Genomic DNA, 19,562 nt, shown 5'->3' with positions numbered 1-19,562 from the left:
CAAGTCGCAATGATCGTCACGTCGAACTTGGGAAAGTCATACGGCGAGCGCGTGCTCTTCGAGAGCGCAACGCTCGAGCTGAGTCGAGGCTCGCGGTACGGCCTCGTGGGCGCCAACGGCTCGGGCAAAACGACGCTGCTCGAGATACTCGCAGGCGACGATCAGCCCACCGAAGGCACCATCACGCGCACGCGCGGCGCTCGCATGGGCGTGCTCAGGCAAGACCGCTTTCTCGAAGACGATCAGCGCATCATGGACCTCGCGATGATGGGTGACGCCGTCGTGTGGGCCGCGCTCGAAGAAGAAAAGCGCATCGTGGACGATGGCGCAGGAGACGCGCATCGGCTCGCGGAGCTCTCCGATGTGATCCGCACGCACGATGGGTACACGCTGCGCGCTCGAGCGACAGCGATCCTCGTGGGCCTCGGAATTCCCGCGGACGTTCATGACAAACCCCTCGCGACCTTGTCGGGTGGGTTCAAGTTGCGAGTGCTTTTGGCCCAGGTGCTCGTGGGTGGTCCCGATGTGCTCTTGCTCGACGAACCGACGAACCACTTGGACATTTTGACGATCCGGTGGCTCGAAAAGTTCTTGTGCGCGCATGAAGGTGTCGTGCTCGTGATTTCACACGACCAGCGCTTTCTCGACAACGTCGCGACGCACATTTTGGACATCGATTACGGCACGATCACGCTGTACCACGGGAATTATTCGGCGTTCGTCAAAGAAAAACAGGCCGATCGGGAACGGAAGATCGCGGAAATCACGCGAATCGAAGCCGAAGTTGCGCACAAGCAAGCGTACGTGGATCGTTTTCGATACAAAGCATCGAAAGCGAAGCAGGCGCAAAGCAAGCTGAAACAAATTGAAAAAATAGATATCCCCGAGCTCGAAGACAGCTCGCGGCGTACGCCCTCCTTCAAATTGTCGATCGTCAGGCAAAGTGGACGCGACGTTCTCGACGTGGAGCATATCTCCAAATCCTACGGCGACAAACGAGTCCTCGAGGACGTGTCGTTACGAGTTCGTCGGGGCGAACGTGTGGCCGTGATTGGTCCGAACGGCATTGGCAAGTCGACATTGTTGAAAATTCTTGCGGGGGTGCTCGAAGCGGATGCGGGGACGGTGCGCTGGGGGCATGAAACGCATGTGGGATATTTTGCGCAGGATCACCGTGAAGTGCTCGACGATCCGGATGCCACGCCCATTGGCATCATGCAGGCCATTTGTCCGACCGAACCTGATTCCGCCGTGCGCGGGCGGCTCGGGCGACTTCTGTTCAATGGCGATGATGTCTACAAGAAAGTGGGTATGCTATCGGGAGGCGAAGCGGCGCGTCTTTTGTTTTGCGCCATATTGGCTCGCGAGCCCAATGTGCTGCTTTTGGACGAACCGACGAACCACCTCGACGTGGAAGCCATCGAGGCATTGGCTTCGGCGCTCAATGATTACGAAGGCACGGTTTTGTTCGTGTCGCACGATCGCTGGTTCGTGTCGAAAGTGGCATTGCGCGTTCTCGAAGTGACGCCTGCCGGGCCAAACGATTTTCCGGGCACCTACGACGAATACCTCGAGCGTTGCGGCGACGATCACTTGGATGCCGATGCTGTCGCTCGCAAGGCGAAAGAAGCGAAACAAGGTTCCGCAGGGCCTGCGATTGCAGCGCAAGGTTCGGCGTGGGAGGAGCAGAAGAAAAAGCGCAATCGGATCAAGGACCTTCCTGCGCGGCGCGACAAGGTGATGGCGTCGATCGATGCGGCCGAAGCGCGGAAGAAAGAAATCGAGGCGCTTTATTGCAGCGATGGGTTTTTCGAGAAAACCAGCAAGGCGGATCTCGCAGCGTTCGAGCGCGAGCAGAAAGAGCTCGACGAACGCGTCCTGACGCTCATGGAAGAGTGGGAAGCGCTCGAGAAGGAGATTGCGGAAGCGTCGGCTTGAAAAGCGATGGCTCGAACCAGGGTTGGTTCGAGCCACGCTTACGAAGGGTCACACTGGGTGGGCCATGAAGGACTTGAACCTTCAGCCAATGGATTAAGAGTCCACTGCTCTACCAATTGAGCTAATGGCCCAGATGCTGCATCGATTGTCAATCTGTTCGCGCGTCCGATGCTCCTCCGATAGAGGCGGCTCGAACACTCGGCACGCCCGGACCGATTCGAACGGACGACCCTCGGATTCGAAGTCCGATGCTCTATCCAGCTGAGCTACGGGCGCATGTTGCTTCGCCTCGGAAGGCGACGCGGCAAGGCTTCTACTCGGCACTTTCGCCCATGTCAAGCTCCTTGTTGATCAAAGATTCGATCCGCGCTCGTTCGGTTCTAGAGCGCGCCTGCGCAAAGGCGCGCTAACGTCCCTCCATCATGCGTCTGGCCGCTCGAATCGCAGGAATCGCCGCACTCACAATCGCCCTCGTGAGCTTCGCGGCGCCCGGCGGTCCAGCGCTCGCGGCACCACCCAAAGCAAAACCTGCTGCGTCGGCCAAGGTTCGTCGGGACAAAACTGCCAAAAAACCCGCCGAAAAGGCGCCAAAAGGACCACTTTCCGTCGGAGCGCCGAACGGCGGCAAGCTCATCAAGGGCGAAAAACTCACGTCGAACAGATCGATCGAAGTGCGAGGCGGAGGGCACGCGTACGGCACTCCCGAGCTCGTGCAGGTGCTCAAACGCGCCGCGTTCAAAGTGCGCAAGAAGCACAAGGGATCCGTGCTGTTCGTCGGCGACCTGTCGGCCAAACGCGGCGGGCCTCTCTTCGGACACAACTCGCATCAATCCGGTCGCGATGCAGACGTCGGCTTCTACATGGAGCACGCCGACGGCAAACACGTGAACCCGCATCGGTTCATCCCGTTCGGCGGCGATGGTCGAGCGCGCGACGGCGCGATCGTTCGTTTTGACGACGAACGAAATTGGGCGTTTGTCGAGGCACTCATCACCGATCCCAAAGTCGAAGTTCGCTACGTGTTCGTGTCGATGGGACTGCGCAAACGCCTGCTCACGTACGCCGCGCAGAAAAAGAAGGTGTCGAAGGACATCTACACGCGAGCTGCTGCAGCACTCATGAGCCCCGCGGATGTCGACGTGCACGACGATCACTTCCACGTTCGCATCGCGTGCCCGGAAAAGATGCGCCCTTCGTGCATCGAGGATTCGTACCTGACGGCGCGAAAGGGCACGGCCTCGGCGTCGACGCCGAAACAGCCGGACGCGACCGCAGCCGCTCGAGCAAAAGAAGCGAAAGAGGAAGCGGCGAAGCCGGTGAAGGAAGCCAAGGAAGCGGAGACGGACGAGGCGCCCGCAGAGGGATCGGACGCCTCGGACTAGTTTGTCAGGACCAACGTAGCGATCGCACGATCGATTCGCGTTCGTTTTGCTCCGCAGTGCGCTTGTCCCACGGACAAACGTAGCTCGCTTGCACGACACGTTCTCCGTTCGACAAGAACCACACCTGCACGAAGCAACCACGCACGAAATAGGTCGCCGTCGCTGCTGCTCCCTCGGGACAATCGACGGTGCCGAGCTCCAGCGGCTGCACTCGACGACGTTTGCCCCAAGCAATCGCGAGCGCCTTGATTGCACTCGGTTCCGTGCCGGGCTCTTCGTCATCTTCGAAGAGCATCTCGGCAACCATGAGCCGTCCCGTGCCACCGTCGGCCGCAAACGCGACCGGCGGGAGCGTGGTCGGATCAGAGTAGGTCACGTCTTCCAAGCCCGACCAGCACGGGGGCAGATCGAGCGAAAAACCATCGAGATCGAGTCGCATCACGCCGGAAAAGGTAACAACTGAAAGCGCGGCGCGCTGCGTCGTTTTCGGGCCGATCGGACATAGTTGGTCCGACCATACGTAGGTCGTACTTGGTCCGATCGGACAATATCTGTCCGACCGATGGCCTTGACTTCACTCGATGTCGATCATCACGGGCGCATGGTCGCTCGGCCGCTCGAGCTCACGCGTGCTCTTGTCCACCCACACGTCCTTCGTGCGCGCGAGAAGCGGCGGCGTCACGAGCACCAAGTCGATGCGCAGTCCGTGGTTTTTCTTGAACGCACCCATGCGATAGTCCCACCAACTGTAAACGTGCTCGTCGGGGCGACGCTCTCTCAACGCATCGACGAGTCCCCAGTCGAGCAGACGGCGCAGCGCAGCTCGTTCATCCGGATGACAAAGCACCTGCCCCTCCCACTTCTTTGGCGCATGCACGTCGATGTCACTCGGCGCGACGTTGAAGTCACCGCACACGAGAAGCTGGCCGTCCGGTGAATAGCGCGCAGCAAGCTCGAGCTTCAACCGATCGAGCCACATCAGTTTGTACGCAAACGGTTTCGTTCCAACCGCTTGGCCATTCGGCACGTACACGTTGACGATGCGCACGCCTTCGATCGTCGCAGCGATGAGCCTCGCGGCGATGTCTCCATCATCCCCATCGAGGCCCTTCTTCACGTCATCGATTGTCAGGCCAAACCGCGCTGCGATCGCCACGCCGTTGTAGGACTTTTGTCCTGCGTGCACGACGGCGTATCCCGCATCGCCAAGAGCCTCGATCGGAAACTTTTCGTCTTCGACCTTGGTCTCCTGCATGCAAACGACATCGGGAGAAGCGCGACGAAGCCAGTCGGTGAGGTGTTCGAGCCGCGCGCGAATCGAGTTCACGTTCCAAGAAGCGATACGCATGTTGGTCCTTCCCTAACCCTGAAACGTGCTCGAGAAAAGAGCGCTCACGAAAGCGCCTGGCGAACGATCTCGAAAAGCCCATCCGGATCGTCGACGTGCACCCAGTGATCTGCGCGTTCGAGGACGTGGACTTCGAGCTTGGGGTTGGTTTCGGCAAGTTTGGAGAGACGATCGCGATCGGCAGGACTGACGGTGATCGAACGGCCGCCGATGACGAAGCCGAGGCGCCGGCGGCCATCGCTACGTTCCACGACAAACCACAGATCGCGGGCGAAGTAGTCTTCGAGCAGCGCACGAATCGCCTGCAAATCGAGACGAAAACGGAACACGTCGCCATCGCGCCTGACGTTCATCGCGAGCCAGTCGATCTGCGCGCGACCCATGCCGCTCGACGTCATGTGCTCGACGAAAAAGTCGCGCGATGGAAACGCGGGAGGCAGCTTGTCGAGCGTATCGAGGACATGGGCTGCGCCGACCGTTTTCATGCCGTCTGCGCGCGTGCTGGGGGTCGAGTCGAGCACCCACACTTCATCGAGCTCGCGCTCGCGCAGCGCGGCGTATGCGAGCGCGACCTTGCCGCCGAACGAGTGGCCCATGACGCCGCGAACATCGATGCCAAGGTGCTCGCCCAGGTGAACGAGATCTTGAGCTGCGCTTTCGATGGAGTGCGGCGCCGGCGCACCGAGCGACTGACCGTGTCCGCGCAGGTCAACGAGGACAAACCCCCAATTCGGACAAGCTTCGGCAACACGTCGGATGAAGGTGCGAAAGTTTCCCCCGGAGCCGAAGATGCCGTGGAGAACGAACATGTAGCGCGTGGGGCTCGAGTCCGGTGCGGTGACGATTGCGTGGAAGGGGAGAAACGTGGGGGCTTGCATGTCGATGCTCCAGGAGGTTCAGGGACGGAGTAGCATGGCTGCATGAAAGCGAAGTCGCCCACGGCGCTGCCGAAGAAGCTGGTGAACGTGTCGCTCGAGGGGATCGAGCTGGATGATGTGAGTCTGGCGAAGGCGAAGATCCACAATGCGACGTTCGAGGGAGCGCGGCTCGACGACGTGAGCCTGGCGCAGGCGGTGATTCACAACGCGACGTTCGAGGGATCCGAGCTAGACGACGTGGAGCTTGGGAAGGCGAAAATCAAGAATGCGTCGTTCAAAGGGGCCGAGCTTGATGATGTGACGTTCGAGAAGGCGAACATCAAGAATGCGTCATTCGAGGATGCGAGATTGGATGACGTGACCTTCGTGAATGCGGTCATCAAAAATGGCAATTTGGAAGGGTTGAAGATAGAGGGATGTTCGATCGAGGGGTTGACGATCGATGGAGTGCGGATTGACGAGTTGTTGAAGGAAAAACGGAAAGCGTAAAGGATTTACCCAATCCTCCCCCTGCGCTCCAATTCCCGAATGATTCTATCCGCGCATTCCGCGACACTCAATTCGTGGCTCGGGAGCGTCAAGTCGGCATCGGTCGGGGGGTCGTAAGGAAAATCCACGCCCGGAATGTTGGACATTTTACCTGCATCTGCATCGCGATAAAGGCCGCTCTCGTCGGCACGGCGGCACCATTCGATGGGCGCCGACAAATGTACCAAGAAAAACTTATCCGCTCCAACGACATCCCGTGCGCGTTTGCGTACGATGTCTTCGGGGGCAACCATGGAAGCAATGCAAATGAGCCCCGCATCATTGAATAGTTTTGCCACTTCCATGGATCGACGCAGGTTCTCCGAACGATCTGCCGCGGAAAAACCAAGGTCCCGACACATGCCACGACGCATCGAAAGCCCGTCGATCGCAAAGACCGCTCGGCCCTGTTCGAATAAACGCCGCTCGACTTCGCTCGCAACCGCCGTTTTGCCAGACCCGGACAAACCCGTGATCAAGATGGTCGTAGGCTTTTGCCCATAACGCTTTTCGCGTTCTTCGATCGTAAGGTCACTCAAGGCTGCTCGTGGTCGACCGAGCGTTGGAGCATCCCAATGCGCCGATCCACTGCCGGTGATCAGGCCTGCGCCCACGGTGCCGTTCGTCAAGCGATCGATGACGATGAACGCGCCCATGTTGCGGTTTTTCACGTACGCATCGAATATCAACGGGCGGCTCGTGCGAATTTCCACGATCCCAATTTCATTCAATCCAAGCGACTGCGTGTCGTGCTTTTCCAGTGTATTGACGTCCACGCGATGCACGATGCGCGTCACGCTGCCCGGCGTACGGTGAACACCGTGTTTGATCCAGTATTCTCGCCCAGGCACCATGGCCTTTTCGTCCATCCATACGAGCGTTGCGGAAACGCGGCTGGAAATGGAAGGCCGATTGTCCGAATGGCAAAGGACATCACCTCGGCTGACGTCAATTTCGTCTTCCAATGTGACCGTAATGGACATCGGAGCCGCTGCTTCGTCGAGATCCCCTTCCCAAGTGACGATGCGCGCAATGCGGCTCGATCGGCCCGAAGGCAATGCGACGATGGCATCACCTTTGCGAAGCGAGCCCGACGCGATGGTTCCGCAAAAGCCACGAAAATCCGGCGTTGGACGATTGACCCATTGCACGGGAAAACGCATGTCCACCGTGTTGTCGGCTTCGTCGAGCGGCATCGTGTCGAGCAATGCGAGCAGCGGCTCGCCTTCGTACCAAGGCATGGCCGCGCTTTTTTCGACGACATTGTCGCCACCGAGCGCCGACAGCGGGACAAACCAATGATGGCGATCGGGCAAACGCGCCGCAAAGTCGAGAAATTCTCGCCGAATGGCGTCGAACGTTTCTTGGGAAAACCCGACGAGATCCATTTTGTTTATGGCAACGACGACTTTGCGAATGCCGAGGAGGCTCGTGATGAAAGCATGGCGCCTCGTTTGGGTCGTCACTCCTTTTTTTGCGTCGACGAGGATGATCGCCAATTCTGCGGTGCTCGCGCCGGTGGCCATGTTGCGCGTGTATTGCTCGTGCCCGGGTGTGTCGGCGATGATGTATTTGCGCCGCGAGGTCGAAAAGTAGCGATACGCAACGTCGATCGTAATGCCTTGCTCGCGTTCGCTCTTCAGGCCATCGACGAGCAGGGCCAAGTCGATGGCGCCTCCTTGCGTGCCGAAAACCTTGCTATCCTTTGCAACGGCGGCGAGCTGATCCTCGTAAATGCCCTTCGTGTCGTGCAAAAGCCGTCCAATCAACGTGCTCTTGCCGTCGTCGACGTTGCCGCACGTGAGCAGCCGCAAGAGCTCCTTGTGCTCGTTTTGCGAAAGATACGCCTCGATGTCCTGCGCTGCGAGATCCAATTCGTCGATCATGGGAAAACTCAAAAGTATCCTTCGCGCTTCTTTTCTTCCATACTGCCGGATTGATCGAAATCGATGAGCCGACCCTGACGTTCGCTCTGGCGCGCAATGAGCATTTCTTGAATGATTTCCGGCAGCGTTACGGCTTCGCTTTCAATGGCGCCCGAAAGAGGATAACAGCCGAGCGTCCGGAAACGTACCGTTTTCATGATGGGTGTTTCCCCAGGCCGAAGCGGCAACCTTTCATCGTCCACCATGATGAGCGTCCCATCGCGTTCGACGACAGGTCTGGGTTTGGCAAGGTACAGCGGAACGATGGGCAGGTTTTCCTTGTAAATGTATTGCCATACGTCGAGCTCGGTCCAATTCGACAACGGAAAAACGCGAATACTTTCGCCCTTGTGTACTTCCGTATTGTAAATGTTCCAAAGCTCGGGGCGCTGGTTTTTCGGGTCCCAACGATGATTGGCATCGCGGAATGAAAAGACGCGTTCTTTGGCTCGCGACTTTTCTTCGTCACGGCGCGCTCCACCGAATGCCGCGTCGAATCCATGATGACTGAGCGCTTGTTTCAGCGCTTGCGTCTTCATCACGTCGGTGTGAACCTTGCTTCCATGCGTGATTGGATTGATTCCAGCGCGCAATCCTTCGGGATTGGCATAGACGATGAGATCGAGCCCGAGCTCTTCGCGCACGTACCCGTCGCGATATGTGTACATGTCGCGAAATTTCCAGGTCGTATCGACGTGGAGCAATGGGAAGGGAAGTTTGCCCGGGTGAAACGCCTTGCGCGCGAGATGGAGCAGAACGGTGCTGTCTTTGCCGATCGAGTAAAGCATCACCGGCCGCTCGAAACACGCGACGACTTCTCGAATGATGTGAATGCTCTCGGCCTCGAGCGCCTTGAGATGCGTGAGCTTTCGATGGGGCATGAAGGACCTGCGCGCGCAAGGGCGATGAGCCAGCGCAAAGCGGAAGATTGCGCGACGCGGCAGGTCCGTCAAGTGCGAAGGGTAGGCGTGGCTTTTGTCATGCGGCGATCGCGTACAGGCGATCACGTAGCAGGGGATACGTCGGTGCGCGAGGCTCGTTCGCAGGCGGCATTGCGGCCTCGAAAAGCCGCACGCCGCCATGCGGAAGGGTGATTGCATAACCGGTGGCAAGCACGATGCGTGTGAGGGCATCCGCCGCATCGGCGCGAACATCACTGGGCGCATCACTTTCGATCACGCGGAGCGCAAGCTCGGCTTCGAGCGGCACATCGCCCAAAAGAGCCGCATGCGCGCGCGCTCGCGCTGCGAGACGTGCGCTTTCCGAAGCACGACCGAGAAGCGCCGAGAGGTGAGAGGTGCGCGCTGCGAGCAGCACGTCGCTCAAGGCAGCAGGCGCGATTTCCCATTGCATTTCAAGGGTTTGCGTGATGAATGCAACGCGCTCTGCCGCATCGTCGAATCGCCCTGCGGCGGCAAATGCTTCCGCACGTTTTTGTTCGAACACGAGGCGCGGATGTTCGGGATGCTGCGCGATGACCGAAGCGAGATAAACCTGGACTTCACGCAAGAGGCCCATTCGTCCGAGTGCCGTGGCAATGGTCTCGAAGCGCAAAGCGCCAAGCCATTTGGGATCATCCGCGCGACGTGCGCGTGCAGCGACGAGGGCGGTGTCGTAACGCCGAGCAAACACGAGCGTTTCGAGCGCTTCGGCGATGGCAACCGACCGAAGTCGAGCCGAAGATTCGGGGAAACAGGATTCGATGTCTGCAAATTGCGCCGTCGTGAGGAAGAGAGGTCCGTCGTCGAGCGATCCGCCAAGTCCGAGCGACGCAATTCGTTCGAAAAGGAAGAGGGCGTCGTCATAATGACCGAGGGCTCGTTCGATTCGAGCAAGACCAAGGAGCATCCAAAGCGCGGGCATGGTGGCAAAAGTGCCGGCACCTCGTTCGGCTTCGCTGGCGAAAAAAGCAATGGCGGTGTGACGCAGTTTTTTGGCTTCTCCGAGGCGGCCGAGGAGCAATGCGATTTCTGCGGCTTGTTCGAAACCGTCCGCAATCTCGTCGATATGTGCGTGACGGTCGGTTATGGCTTGCTGCAAGTGATCCGAAACGGTGGCGCACCAGGGTTCCAGCGGTCCACGCGGAGGAGCGTGGGGCGCCGTGAGGTATTCGTCGCAGAGATAGGGCGAGGCCATGGCTCTTTGGGGCGCAAAGCCTTTCAGCGCGGTCGCGCGCATGGGGAAAGCCTTTCTGCAATCGTCCGCGAATGCTGCATTCGTAACATGCCCGCCAATCAGGCGGGCGCCTCGGAAGGAGGCGCAATCGGGGCGGTCGTTCCCGTCCCGCAGGTACTACATTGAATTTTTGCCGAGAGCCGCGGACGTTCAGCTCCGGCAAGTACAGAAATAGGGGATCGGAAATCGATTTGCAATGGAATGATCGCGAGGGTGGGACATTCTTTGTCCGATGCGATTATTGCGCTCGAATTGCGGCTTTCGTGAGAGGGCAATGGGAAAACGTGGCCACGCATGCAATGCTGGTTCGGGGCGGTGCGCGATCGATCAGAAAAAGGTGCGAGGCAAGAAAAAGACAATGGTGGATAGGTCATATTTCGACCGAGCGTCGGGCGGGCACATTGGATGTGTTTGGGGCGGCAAGCCGAAGGCGCTCGAACGATGCATCGTGTCGGCTCTTCCAACACTGCGCCGCAACTGCGTTGGTGTCGCTTTAGGATCTGCTTGATTTCTCGGCACGTGCGGCACCCCGAACTCGCCGCCTTCGGCGGCTCAAACAACGGGGCCCCCGCCGCAGCGCCGAGAAATCAAGCAGATCCCAAAGCTTCGCGTTGTACGAGCCGGCGGGGTAGAAATCCGCGGAGCCCAAATGTTAATCAGAACATGTTTAAATCACACATATCCCACTGGACTCCTCGTGTGATTGATGGTTACTTGCCGCAGGATGAAGTTGACATGGGCGGCATTGCGCCTTACCGTCGGTGTGCCGAGACAAACGTCGTCGTATGAAGATCGCACTGGTCAATTCACGAAAACCGCGGCGCTTTCGCCCCGACGAACCATGGCTGCGGTGGACGATGGCGCTTGGCCATGCAATTGCTCGATGCGGGCATACTTTGTGTGCGTCCGTCGGAACCATTGGTTATGAATCCGCGCTGTTTGGCGCAGCGATGGGTGACGGTAAATTCGAGGCGTTCGTCACGAAGGGTACCGAGCAGGACGTGGCCGACTGTTTGCCGCGGAAGGCATCGGCAAACGTCGTCTCCGTACGAATCCTGCCGGAGGGAGCAGCAAATGCCGAAGTAGAGCGAGATCGCGCAATCATGGATGCAGCGGACGTCGTGATTGCCGTGTCCGTACGCTCAGGCGGACATATGGAATCACTTCTTCGCGCTCGCCTCGAAGCAGGACGACGCATCGAAGTGGTTTTTCCGTGTGATGACGGGCCGCATTTTCGTGGTAATCGAAAGCTTTTGGAGCTCGGCGCGCCTCCCGTCGACGAACATCTTTTGCATGTCGCTCGAGAATACCTGGATTCGCGACCAAGCGAGGACCACACACTCGATTGGGGGTCGTTCTTTCCGGAATGGAGGACGTCTCCGTTAGCTCGGCCAACGCTCGCCCATTTCACGCGCAGTGCCGATGGATCTTGGCCAGGACAATTCCGCTGGGAGTATCTCGAAGATCTTTGGCACGGGGGTCCGCGTGCTCGACGCGACGGAGCTGCGGCATTGTGGCGTATTTTGCAATCATCGACATTGAGAGCAAGCTCGCGACTGATTCGAGGGCGCTATCCGGTGGTGTCGTTCACGGCGGTTTCTCCCGAACGTATCGGTGAATTGTATCGATATCGCCCGCACCTGATTCGTTGGGACTTCGAAAGCTTTGGCGTCGTCTTCGATCGCGATTGGCTTGCCAAACGGAACGTTCATCCGGTCAAATATCTGCCAAAAGCCTCGTTTCGTACCCTATCGCCCGACGAAAAACCCTGGTTTCAGAAACATGAACCACCTGGATGCGATTACACCATGGAGGAAGAATGGCGACATCTCGGTGATTTGGACTTTTCCGATGCGCCTCGAGACGTCGTACGGATTATTACGGGGGCAGGAGCGGTCGACGCTCGAACGTAATTCGCCCTTGGTCAAGGAGCAGGCGGTTTGTTCGTGTTTACGGCGGCAGGCTCGTCGTCTTGCGTTGGATCATCGTCCGCAGCCTCTTTGTTGAACGTCAAAAAGGATCGGAATGACCACCAGCACCAATTGAACCATTGCGGCCCGGTCAGTCTGCCCGTCGTGACGATTTGGACGAATGCAAAGGTGACGAAAAGGACTGGCATGAGCGCTGCGAGGTCGGCGCGATGGTGAAGACCTCCGCGGACGTCGGCATTGAGCGCAGCGAATGCGCGGGCAACGGATTGCGCAATTTTGGTTGGACCCGTCGCGGCGCATGGGAGATGCATTGCCTCGGCGCTCACGCATTCACGCAAACGCGCGAGCAGCGCGTCGGCATCAATGTTCCCGGCTTTTGCCTCGACGATGATCGAGCCGGTCGTGACGCGTACCGTGACTTTGTCCGCAGCGCCGGCCGATTGAATGATTCGTTCCGCAATGCGGCGACAAACATCGGCACGCGACGCGACGAGCGGCGCACAAAGACGCACTCGGTGCGGGAGCACATGCGCGACGTATGCCAGCTCCTCGGGCGCAATGGGGCGCGCTGCCGCTTTCGTCATGGCTCGCTCGCTGTTGCAGGTCGTTCCGTTTCGCTGCGTCGCATTCGTTCTTTGCGTCGCTGTTGCGCTTTCTGCGTCGAGCGGTGCTGCACGTCGCACCAAAAGTCTTCCACCTTTTCGCGCTGAACTTCAATGGCTGCACGCGCCACGTTCGCAACGTCCATTGCAAGGGCGGCCATCTCGACGGCCACGGGCCTGAGCCGTCGCGTGACGACGGCAACCACAAGGGCGCTTGCAAAACCGATAGCAACGGACGGGCCATGGACTTTCACAGGCAATGCTCCTCGATTTCCGGATCGGACACTTCTCGTCGTACGATCGTAATGATCGAGTCATTCGAGGGGGCGGTGTGCACGCGGCAATTCGGGCGGGTGAGCCATGTTGGCATTGCCCCGATGAGCAGGCTCGTGCCGAGCGCAACGGGGTTGACGAGCTCGATGCCCAAAATCGTGCGTAGCCCGGGTATTCCGAGGGCCGCTGCTTGCAGCCCAAAACTTCCCACGACCGCCCAGCGCAAAGCCGGATCGGATTGCGTGGAATTGGCACTACACGTTTGCGTATAAAGAATTTGCGACGTGACGAGCGAGAGAAACGCCATCGTTCGAGCGCCCCCAGGGCCCAGTCCGAACGCGGCGCCCAGGCCATACGACGATAATGAGCCAACGGCCATGAGCGCCGCGTGCCGGACGAGGTTATGCAGATCATTCGTCGTAAAAAGCGGAGCATTTGGATCCCGCGGAGGACGCTGCATCAGGTCGGCCTCCGGCGGTTCGACGGCCAATGCCAATGCGGGAGCGATGTCCGTCAATATGTTCACCCATAAAAGTTGAAGTGGCCCCAGAGGCGTGATGCCCACGGTTGCGCCGAGGAGCATGGTCATGACTTCGCTGGTGTTCGTCGCGGCCAAATAATGAATGGCACGACGCACGTTGTCGTGCAGGCGACGGCCCTCGGCAATTGCATTGACGAGCGATGGAAGGTCGTCCTGAGCAAGCACGACGTCCGCGACTGCCCGCGCAATGTCCGTTCCTCGCTTGCCCATTGCAATGCCCACATCTGCGGCTTTGAGGGCTGGGCCATCGTTGACTCCATCACCCGTCATCGCGACGAGGCATCCCGCTGCTTGCAACTTCTCGACAACTTCGAGCTTTTCCACGGGGGTCACGCGGCTGTGAATGCTGTCTTCTGGAATGCCGAGCGCGCGTCCGGTGGTAAGCGCGGTTTTCTGCTGATCGCCCGTGAGCATTCGCGTGGTAATGCCTGCTCGAGCAAGAATGGCCATGGCTTCACGCACGCCCGGACGGGGCGGATCTTCGAGTCCCACGAGGCCAACGAAGGAATATCCGATTGCATCGTTCGCGTCGTCATCGACTCGGCGCCAGCCAAATGCGAGCACGCGCAAAGCACGTGACGCGAGAGCATCGTTTTGCGCGAGTGCATTCCGACGTTCGCCGTCGGAAAGGCCCGCGGACAATGCAATGACCTGCTCGGGTGCGCCCTTGATCAATTCGATTCGGCCGAGCTCGGGATGATCGTGCACCGTCAGCATGAAAGCCTTCTCGGGCGTGCGCCGCTGTTCTCGGAGGCGTTTCATGGTTTTACGGCGCCCACTCACCGGATATCCCAACGCCATTGCAAATTCGACCAACGCTCGTTCGGTACCGCTGCCCGTCGAAATCTGCCCGGATTCGTCGAACGTGACGTCCGCATTGAGCGCCGTGATCCTCGTGAGGTCACGCAATTCCGAAGGCGAAACCGACTTCCCATCCATATCGACGAGCCGCGCGTGCGTATTCGCTTCGGACGATCGATCCCATTCGATACGCAATGTCCCTCGGGATGGGAGATACACGGCCTGGACGCGCATGCGGTTTTCCGTCAATGTGCCGGTCTTGTCAGCGCATACGACGCTCACGGCGCCAAGCGTTTCGGCCGCTGCGAGGCGGCGAATGACGATTCCTTCTCGTTCGAGTCGATGGCTCGCGAGCGCAAGGGCCGTCGTGCCTACGGCCGGAAAACCCTCGGGAATCGCAGCAACTCCGAGCGCCACGGCGCTTCGAAGCAAAACGGAAATGGGCTGTCCGCGTAAAAGACCAAAACCCATGATGCCGACGGAGCTTGCGACCGCCAACATGGCCACGCGTTTGCCCAGGATGTCGAGCTGTCGTTCAATGGGCGCTGCGCGCTCTTCCGCGCGGCTCAGCGCGCGTTCAATTTCACCAAGCTCGGTATTCTGTCCGGTCGCAACGACGATGGCCCGGCCTTCGCCTGCAGCGACAATCGTGGCCGCGTAAAGCATCGCGCGCCTTTCGGCAAGCGGCGCATTCGAAGACCCGGCAATCGTGGTTTTTTCTGAAGGTTCGCTTTCGCCCGTGAGCATACTCTCGTCGACGGATAGCGCGTGCGCTTCCACAATGCGCGCATCGGCAGGTATTGCGTCTCCCGCGCGCACGACGAGCACATCGCCAGGAACGACATCCGCGGCGGGAATGCGCACCTCGCGCCCATGACGCACCACAGTGGCCCATTCTGCTCGAAGCTCGCCCCAAGCGTGCAGCAACTCCTCTGCGCGTGATTCGGAAAAATAGCCCACCACAATGTTGGATCCTATGACCAAAACGATGGCTCCAGCCTCGATGACGTCTCCAAGCATGAGCGACAAACCGGCCGCCCCGAAAAGTAACGCACATGGGAAGGTAAAAAGTTGATCCGCTAAAATATCAATACGCGAACGCGATTCGATGCCCGCGAGTATGTTCCGACCAAACTCGGCCCGAAATTGCTCGACCCTGACATCATCGAGACCCTCGGCCGGAGAAATCCGAAAATGCCCGAGAACATCGTCGACGGTCATTGCATGCCATGCCGGACGATGGCTCGGCGCTGCCGCAGGCGCACCACGCTCCGTTCGATTTCGCCACACTTTTAAAAGAGAAGCATGGTGATCGATGGTTTTACGCACATGCTCGACAAGGAAGGAAATGGATGGCGCTCGGTCCGCAAAACGATCGCTTTCCTCGCAAAGTCGCGACTCGATTGCGTCCATCAGCGCGTCGTCGTTCGAGCGCACGCGCACGAGCACGCGGCCCGTCAGCGGATTGGGGCGAACGTCCAGAACGCCGTCGATCTCGCGCAGGCATTGCGTAATTTTTTCGGCGCGCTCTTCATCGCCATAAAGCCCCGGCAGCTCGAACCGTACGAGCACTCCGTTTTTCACGTTCTCTGCGGGCCCAATGCCGCGAAAGCAACGGATCGCGGCGTCCCGGATGAATTTGCGCCCCACATCGCGCAACGACATGCCGAGCGCCGTCGCAAAGCCCACGCCAGCGAACGTGGGAGCTCATTGGTGGCGATCGAACGATTCACTCGACTCTTGTAAATATGGAAAATGACTGATATCCTTGGCGAGGAGGACTTCGATCGATGAAATATTCCGCTTTTGCCGTACGCCCTTTGTTGCTCGGTGCACTGGTTGCGACGACGATGCTCGTGGCGCCGCAAGCGGTGGCTGTCGATCCGAGCGCGGTTCAGGTGCGCACGACGGCAGTGAAGGGGAGTGACATGCCGCGAATCACGGCGAAAGCGGTGCTCTCGCAACCGCCCGAGAAAGTGTGGAAGGTCGTGTCCGATTGCGCGAAGTACAAGGGGCGAATGGCTCGCGTCGTTTCCGCGCGGCTCGTGAAAAAAGAAGGCAACAAGCATACGTGCGAAGTGACGGTCGAAATGCCGTTTCCGTTCTCGAATTTGACGGCGGTAACGGAAGCGACGCACGAAGAATCCGCGGAGGAAAAATTGACCCGCCGCTGGAAGCTCGTAAAAGGCGATTACAAGCGCAATACTGGGAGCTGGGAAATCAAACCAGTGGACGGGGGCAAAAAGAGCGAGGTCACCTATACGCTGCACGTCGAGCCAAATATTTCGCTCCCCAATGCCATCATCGAAGCTGCGCAAAAGAAGGCTCTCCCTGATATGTTCGTGAAGCTCGAACAAGAAGCGGCGAAATTGTAATCAATCGGCAGGTTCAGCTTGCCGGCTGAAGCAGAATGCATCGATTCAAATGGCCTCGGACCGGATCCATGATTCCGTCATGGCCCGGATCATCCGGAACGAGCGTCAAGATGCCGCGGTTTTCCAGACGCAAGAGCGCGTAATCGAACATGGGCCGTGTCACTTCGGGAATGCGAGCCCTCATCGTCGAAATATAAACACCCTCCGGCCCGACGCGCTCGGCGCCAAACATCGTATCCAGCAAATCGACGACGCGCGATTCCGCATAAGCTTCCGCTCCGAGACGCCGCACAGCGACGATGTGCTCGATATGCGATGAAAGAGCGTCGAGCGCGGCGTTGTCGAGTGTCCAGACGAGCTCGAAGATCGTGCGTTGCGAAAGCCTTCGAGACGATGCCGACGATACGGGCGGCTGGCTGCGAGGGTCGGCTGATGCCCGTGACAAACCTTTGAAGTTTGCCCCAGAGCGACGAGGAAATGGGCGAACGTGGTTCTTCGGAGGGAGCTGCATCCGATGGTGGATCGATCGGAATGTCGCTCGAATCGGCAAACGTGGGCAAAGGCGGCGGAAGGACGTCCCACGACAAACCTGCGGCGCCATCGTCCAAAATGGCCGGAGGATACGGCGCCGAAGGAAGCGTCTTGCGGTCGAACTGAGCTTCGGCGTCGAAATCTTCGAGGGGCTCGTCGAGATGCAAATCATCGAGCGTGATGGTGGTCAGACCGAACGGCGCTTCGAGGCCCTCGGGTTGAAGCATGATCTCGACGGAGCTCGATGGCCCGTCGGGCTGCAGTGCGGCGAGGCGTTCGGCCAGCCCCATCGCATAGGTTGGCGGAGTATCCACCGCGTAGAGATCGTCGTCGGGGCGGTGAGTCACGACGTCTTTTCGCGTGTCGGGTGGTTCGTCGCGAAGTAACGGTTCGTCACGGAAGAAAGGTTCGATGCTCATGCTCGTTCGCCTCGTTCCGCAGGGCAAACTGGAAAACGATCGTGGCAGGGGAACTGCCAGTTTGCCTCGTACATGAGTCGTGCCGCGGTTTTACGAAGAAATCAAGCAAGAGTTCTTCGGGAACGCGAGGAAAATGAACGACGGGGGGGCCGCGTTGGTTCGCCCGCGCAGCGGGGTGCGTCATGGCCTACCCCGCCCGGTAAAACGGATGCTGCGTAAGGCGCTCCGCGAAGTGCCGCAGCGGGGGAGGGTTTGGATTGGCGGGGTCTAAAGAGACGAACCGGGGGGCGGACTTGTTCAACGTGCGGCAATTATTCGGCGCAAATGTATTGCGGCGGGCACGATTCCGCGATGGCACAATCCGTGCCACAAGTTTCGTAGCAGCTCAAGCATTGGTCGTAGGTTGCGTCGGTGAAGCACGCGCTATTGGCTTGACGTGCGAGATCGCACTTGGTTTTGGCTTCCTCTTGGGAATAGCCGCCGCAGGCGACGAGCGCAAAGAGGGATGCGACGAGGACTGACGTAAGGAAACGGGGCATATGGAGGCTCCTTGTGAAGGATTGGCGGAGCTTTTTAGCATGACGAGCGCGGCGCGTGGTGACTTACGCTGATGGAGGCCCACGGATAATGTAAGCGAATCCGCTTGGCGAAGCGGGTTCAGGGGACGGTGGCGGTTGCGGCGTATGCAGCGTTCGCGGTGCTGGGTGGGTGCGAGTGGGCATCTTCAGGACCAGGCAAGGGGGATGCGGGCAACAGCGGAGCGGCCTGGAAAATAATCGGGCGCGTCAATCCTGGTCCACATTCGGCGCCGCCGTGCATTCCTCTGGCAAAACATCTTCACGGATGCCTCGATACACCGGAAACCGCAAACCATCCCCATCGGAAAACCCGGCATACTTCACCGATACCACGACTTCCGGCCGCACGTGCACACGACCACGCGGCGCAAGATGATACTCGCCCACCGCCGTAGGCCGATCGGTATGCAGCGGCGCTAGCCGCTCGAGAAGCACATCGATGGCCGCATCATCGAGCCCACTGCCCACTTTGCTTCGATAAACGAGTTTTCCGCCTTCGAATGATGCCACGTCGATGGCGCCCATGCGGGCACGCGAACCTTCACCCAACGTATAACCCACAATGACAAAATCGTCGTCACGCTCGATTTTGAGCTTGACCCAATCGTCGGATCGAGAAGGCCCCGATCGATAAGGACTCTCCGTGCGTTTGGCGACGATGCCTTCCAGGCTGTGCTCGCGGCAAAAAGCCAAAAGAGGGGCGGGATCGCCCTCGAATACGTCGATGATGCGAATTCGATTCGTCTCCGGCAAGGCGCCTCGGAGCAGCTTTCGACGAGCTGACAGCGGCAAAAGGCGAATGTCGTAATCACCGATCGACAAGAGATCGAAAACGACGTAATGAGCAGGTATCTGTCGAGAAACGCGCCGGATGTCCATGTGACGATAAAGATGAGCGCGCTCGGCAATGCGCTGGAAATTCGGGCGACCCTTTTCGTCGAGCGCCACGACTTCGCCGTCGACGATGATACGCGGCGCGGCGAGCTCGGCCAATTCCTGCACGACCTCCGGGTAAACGCGGGTAATTTCCCGCCCGTGCCGATTGTACAAAAGTACGTGCCGGCCGTTTTTCATGGCAACGCACCGAATTCCATCGAGCTTCAGCTCGTACGAAAATTCTTTGCCCGGCGCTTTCGCAGGCGTCGGCACGGCTCGCATCGGCGCAAAACCCATTTCGATGCGCTTTTGCACCGCACCCAGTCGAGCAGCCTCGGATTCCAAGTCCGCTTCCGTGCGGCTGGGTTCGTTCGCGGTCAACGCACTATTCGTAACTTCGGCGGTTTTCATGAATTACATGCTCGCAGTGTGCAGCGACGTGTCGTTTCACGGCACTTGCA

At 59.1% G+C, this 19,562-nt stretch carries 17 protein-coding genes and 2 tRNA genes; 5 read left to right on the top strand and 14 right to left on the bottom strand.

The features are described from left to right. Window positions 1-9: 9 nt before the first annotated feature. Window positions 10-1,938, top strand: a complete 1,929-nt coding sequence (locus IPM54_14550) for an ABC-F family ATP-binding cassette domain-containing protein (protein ID MBK9261013.1) — start codon at window positions 10-12, stop codon at window positions 1,936-1,938. Window positions 1,939-1,996: 58 nt separating this feature from the next. On the opposite strand, the gene IPM54_14545 is transcribed toward IPM54_14550, so the two are convergent. Next, window positions 1,997-2,069, bottom strand: a tRNA-Lys gene (locus tag IPM54_14545). A gap of 71 nt (window positions 2,070-2,140) precedes the next feature. Further along, a tRNA-Arg gene (locus tag IPM54_14540) sits at window positions 2,141-2,214 on the bottom strand. Window positions 2,215-2,360: 146 nt separating this feature from the next. Between IPM54_14540 and IPM54_14535 the strand changes: the two genes are divergently transcribed. After that, a complete protein-coding gene (locus tag IPM54_14535; GenBank protein ID MBK9261012.1) occupies window positions 2,361-3,320 on the top strand; it encodes a penicillin-insensitive murein endopeptidase in 960 nt (319 codons plus the stop codon). 4 nt (window positions 3,321-3,324) lie between these two features. Here the strand turns inward: IPM54_14535 and IPM54_14530 are convergent, their stop codons facing one another. From IPM54_14530 to IPM54_14520, 3 genes are all read right to left on the bottom strand, one after another. After that, on the bottom strand, window positions 3,325-3,762 hold the full coding sequence (locus tag IPM54_14530; GenBank protein ID MBK9261011.1) for a hypothetical protein: 438 nt from the start codon (window positions 3,760-3,762) through the stop codon (window positions 3,325-3,327). Window positions 3,763-3,894: 132 nt separating this feature from the next. After that, window positions 3,895-4,668 carry an exodeoxyribonuclease III gene (xth, locus tag IPM54_14525; GenBank protein ID MBK9261010.1) on the bottom strand — a complete coding sequence of 258 codons (774 nt, stop codon included), beginning with the start codon at window positions 4,666-4,668 and terminating at the stop codon, window positions 3,895-3,897. Window positions 4,669-4,712: 44 nt separating this feature from the next. Further along, entirely contained in the window at window positions 4,713-5,546 is an 834-nt protein-coding gene (locus tag IPM54_14520) for an alpha/beta hydrolase (GenBank protein ID MBK9261009.1), read from the bottom strand. 42 nt (window positions 5,547-5,588) lie between these two features. Here IPM54_14520 and IPM54_14515 point away from each other — a divergent pair, with 42 nt between their 5' ends. After that, a complete protein-coding gene (locus tag IPM54_14515; GenBank protein MBK9261008.1) occupies window positions 5,589-6,035 on the top strand; it encodes a pentapeptide repeat-containing protein in 447 nt (148 codons plus the stop codon). A gap of 5 nt (window positions 6,036-6,040) precedes the next feature. Here the strand turns inward: IPM54_14515 and cysN are convergent, their stop codons facing one another. The 3 genes from cysN to IPM54_14500 all read right to left on the bottom strand — a co-directional run bounded on the left by cysN (window position 6,041) and on the right by IPM54_14500 (window position 10,135). Beyond that, window positions 6,041-7,960, bottom strand: a complete 1,920-nt coding sequence (gene cysN / locus IPM54_14510; protein ID MBK9261007.1) for a sulfate adenylyltransferase subunit CysN — start codon at window positions 7,958-7,960, stop codon at window positions 6,041-6,043. An 8-nt stretch (window positions 7,961-7,968) separates the two neighbouring features. Then, window positions 7,969-8,880, bottom strand: coding sequence for a sulfate adenylyltransferase subunit CysD (gene cysD, locus IPM54_14505; GenBank protein MBK9261006.1), 912 nt, complete (start codon window positions 8,878-8,880; stop codon window positions 7,969-7,971). Between the two features lie 97 nt (window positions 8,881-8,977). Further along, window positions 8,978-10,135, bottom strand: coding sequence for a hypothetical protein (locus tag IPM54_14500; protein MBK9261005.1), 1,158 nt, complete (start codon window positions 10,133-10,135; stop codon window positions 8,978-8,980). Window positions 10,136-10,959: 824 nt separating this feature from the next. Between IPM54_14500 and IPM54_14495 the strand changes: the two genes are divergently transcribed. Next, a complete protein-coding gene (locus tag IPM54_14495) occupies window positions 10,960-12,087 on the top strand; it encodes a hypothetical protein (protein MBK9261004.1) in 1,128 nt (375 codons plus the stop codon). Between the two features lie 11 nt (window positions 12,088-12,098). On the opposite strand, the gene IPM54_14490 is transcribed toward IPM54_14495, so the two are convergent. The 3 genes from IPM54_14490 to IPM54_14480 are packed head-to-tail and all read right to left on the bottom strand — an operon-like array spanning window position 12,099 to window position 15,543. Then, the gene (locus IPM54_14490) at window positions 12,099-12,689 is read right to left on the bottom strand and encodes a hypothetical protein (protein ID MBK9261003.1); all 591 of its coding nucleotides are present in this window, start codon (window positions 12,687-12,689) and stop codon (window positions 12,099-12,101) included. Next, on the bottom strand, window positions 12,686-12,961 hold the full coding sequence (locus tag IPM54_14485; GenBank protein MBK9261002.1) for a hypothetical protein: 276 nt from the start codon (window positions 12,959-12,961) through the stop codon (window positions 12,686-12,688). Before IPM54_14485 ends, IPM54_14490 begins: the two co-directional genes overlap by 4 nt. Beyond that, on the bottom strand, window positions 12,958-15,543 hold the full coding sequence (locus tag IPM54_14480) for a cation-transporting P-type ATPase (protein MBK9261001.1): 2,586 nt from the start codon (window positions 15,541-15,543) through the stop codon (window positions 12,958-12,960). Before IPM54_14480 ends, IPM54_14485 begins: the two co-directional genes overlap by 4 nt. Before the next feature lie 569 nt (window positions 15,544-16,112). On the opposite strand from IPM54_14480, the gene IPM54_14475 reads away from it, so the two are divergent. Next, complete coding sequence (locus tag IPM54_14475; GenBank protein ID MBK9261000.1) at window positions 16,113-16,697, top strand: SRPBCC family protein; 585 nt, start codon at window positions 16,113-16,115, stop codon at window positions 16,695-16,697. An 89-nt stretch (window positions 16,698-16,786) separates the two neighbouring features. On the opposite strand, the gene IPM54_14470 is transcribed toward IPM54_14475, so the two are convergent. From IPM54_14470 to ligD, 3 genes are all read right to left on the bottom strand, one after another. Continuing rightward, window positions 16,787-17,647: a hypothetical protein gene (locus IPM54_14470; GenBank protein MBK9260999.1), complete on the bottom strand. Its 861-nt coding sequence runs from the start codon at window positions 17,645-17,647 to the stop codon at window positions 16,787-16,789. A 311-nt stretch (window positions 17,648-17,958) separates the two neighbouring features. Further along, window positions 17,959-18,186: a hypothetical protein gene (locus IPM54_14465; GenBank protein MBK9260998.1), complete on the bottom strand. Its 228-nt coding sequence runs from the start codon at window positions 18,184-18,186 to the stop codon at window positions 17,959-17,961. A gap of 246 nt (window positions 18,187-18,432) precedes the next feature. Next, window positions 18,433-19,512: a non-homologous end-joining DNA ligase gene (gene ligD, locus IPM54_14460; protein MBK9260997.1), complete on the bottom strand. Its 1,080-nt coding sequence runs from the start codon at window positions 19,510-19,512 to the stop codon at window positions 18,433-18,435. Between the last annotated feature and the right edge of the window lie 50 nt (window positions 19,513-19,562).

This window comes from Polyangiaceae bacterium, assembly GCA_016715885.1.
Classification (GTDB): Bacteria; Myxococcota_A; Polyangia; order Polyangiales; family Polyangiaceae; genus Polyangium.
The sequence above is the reverse complement of the archived record's forward strand: the minus strand, read 5'-3'. Positions and strand labels throughout refer to the sequence as shown.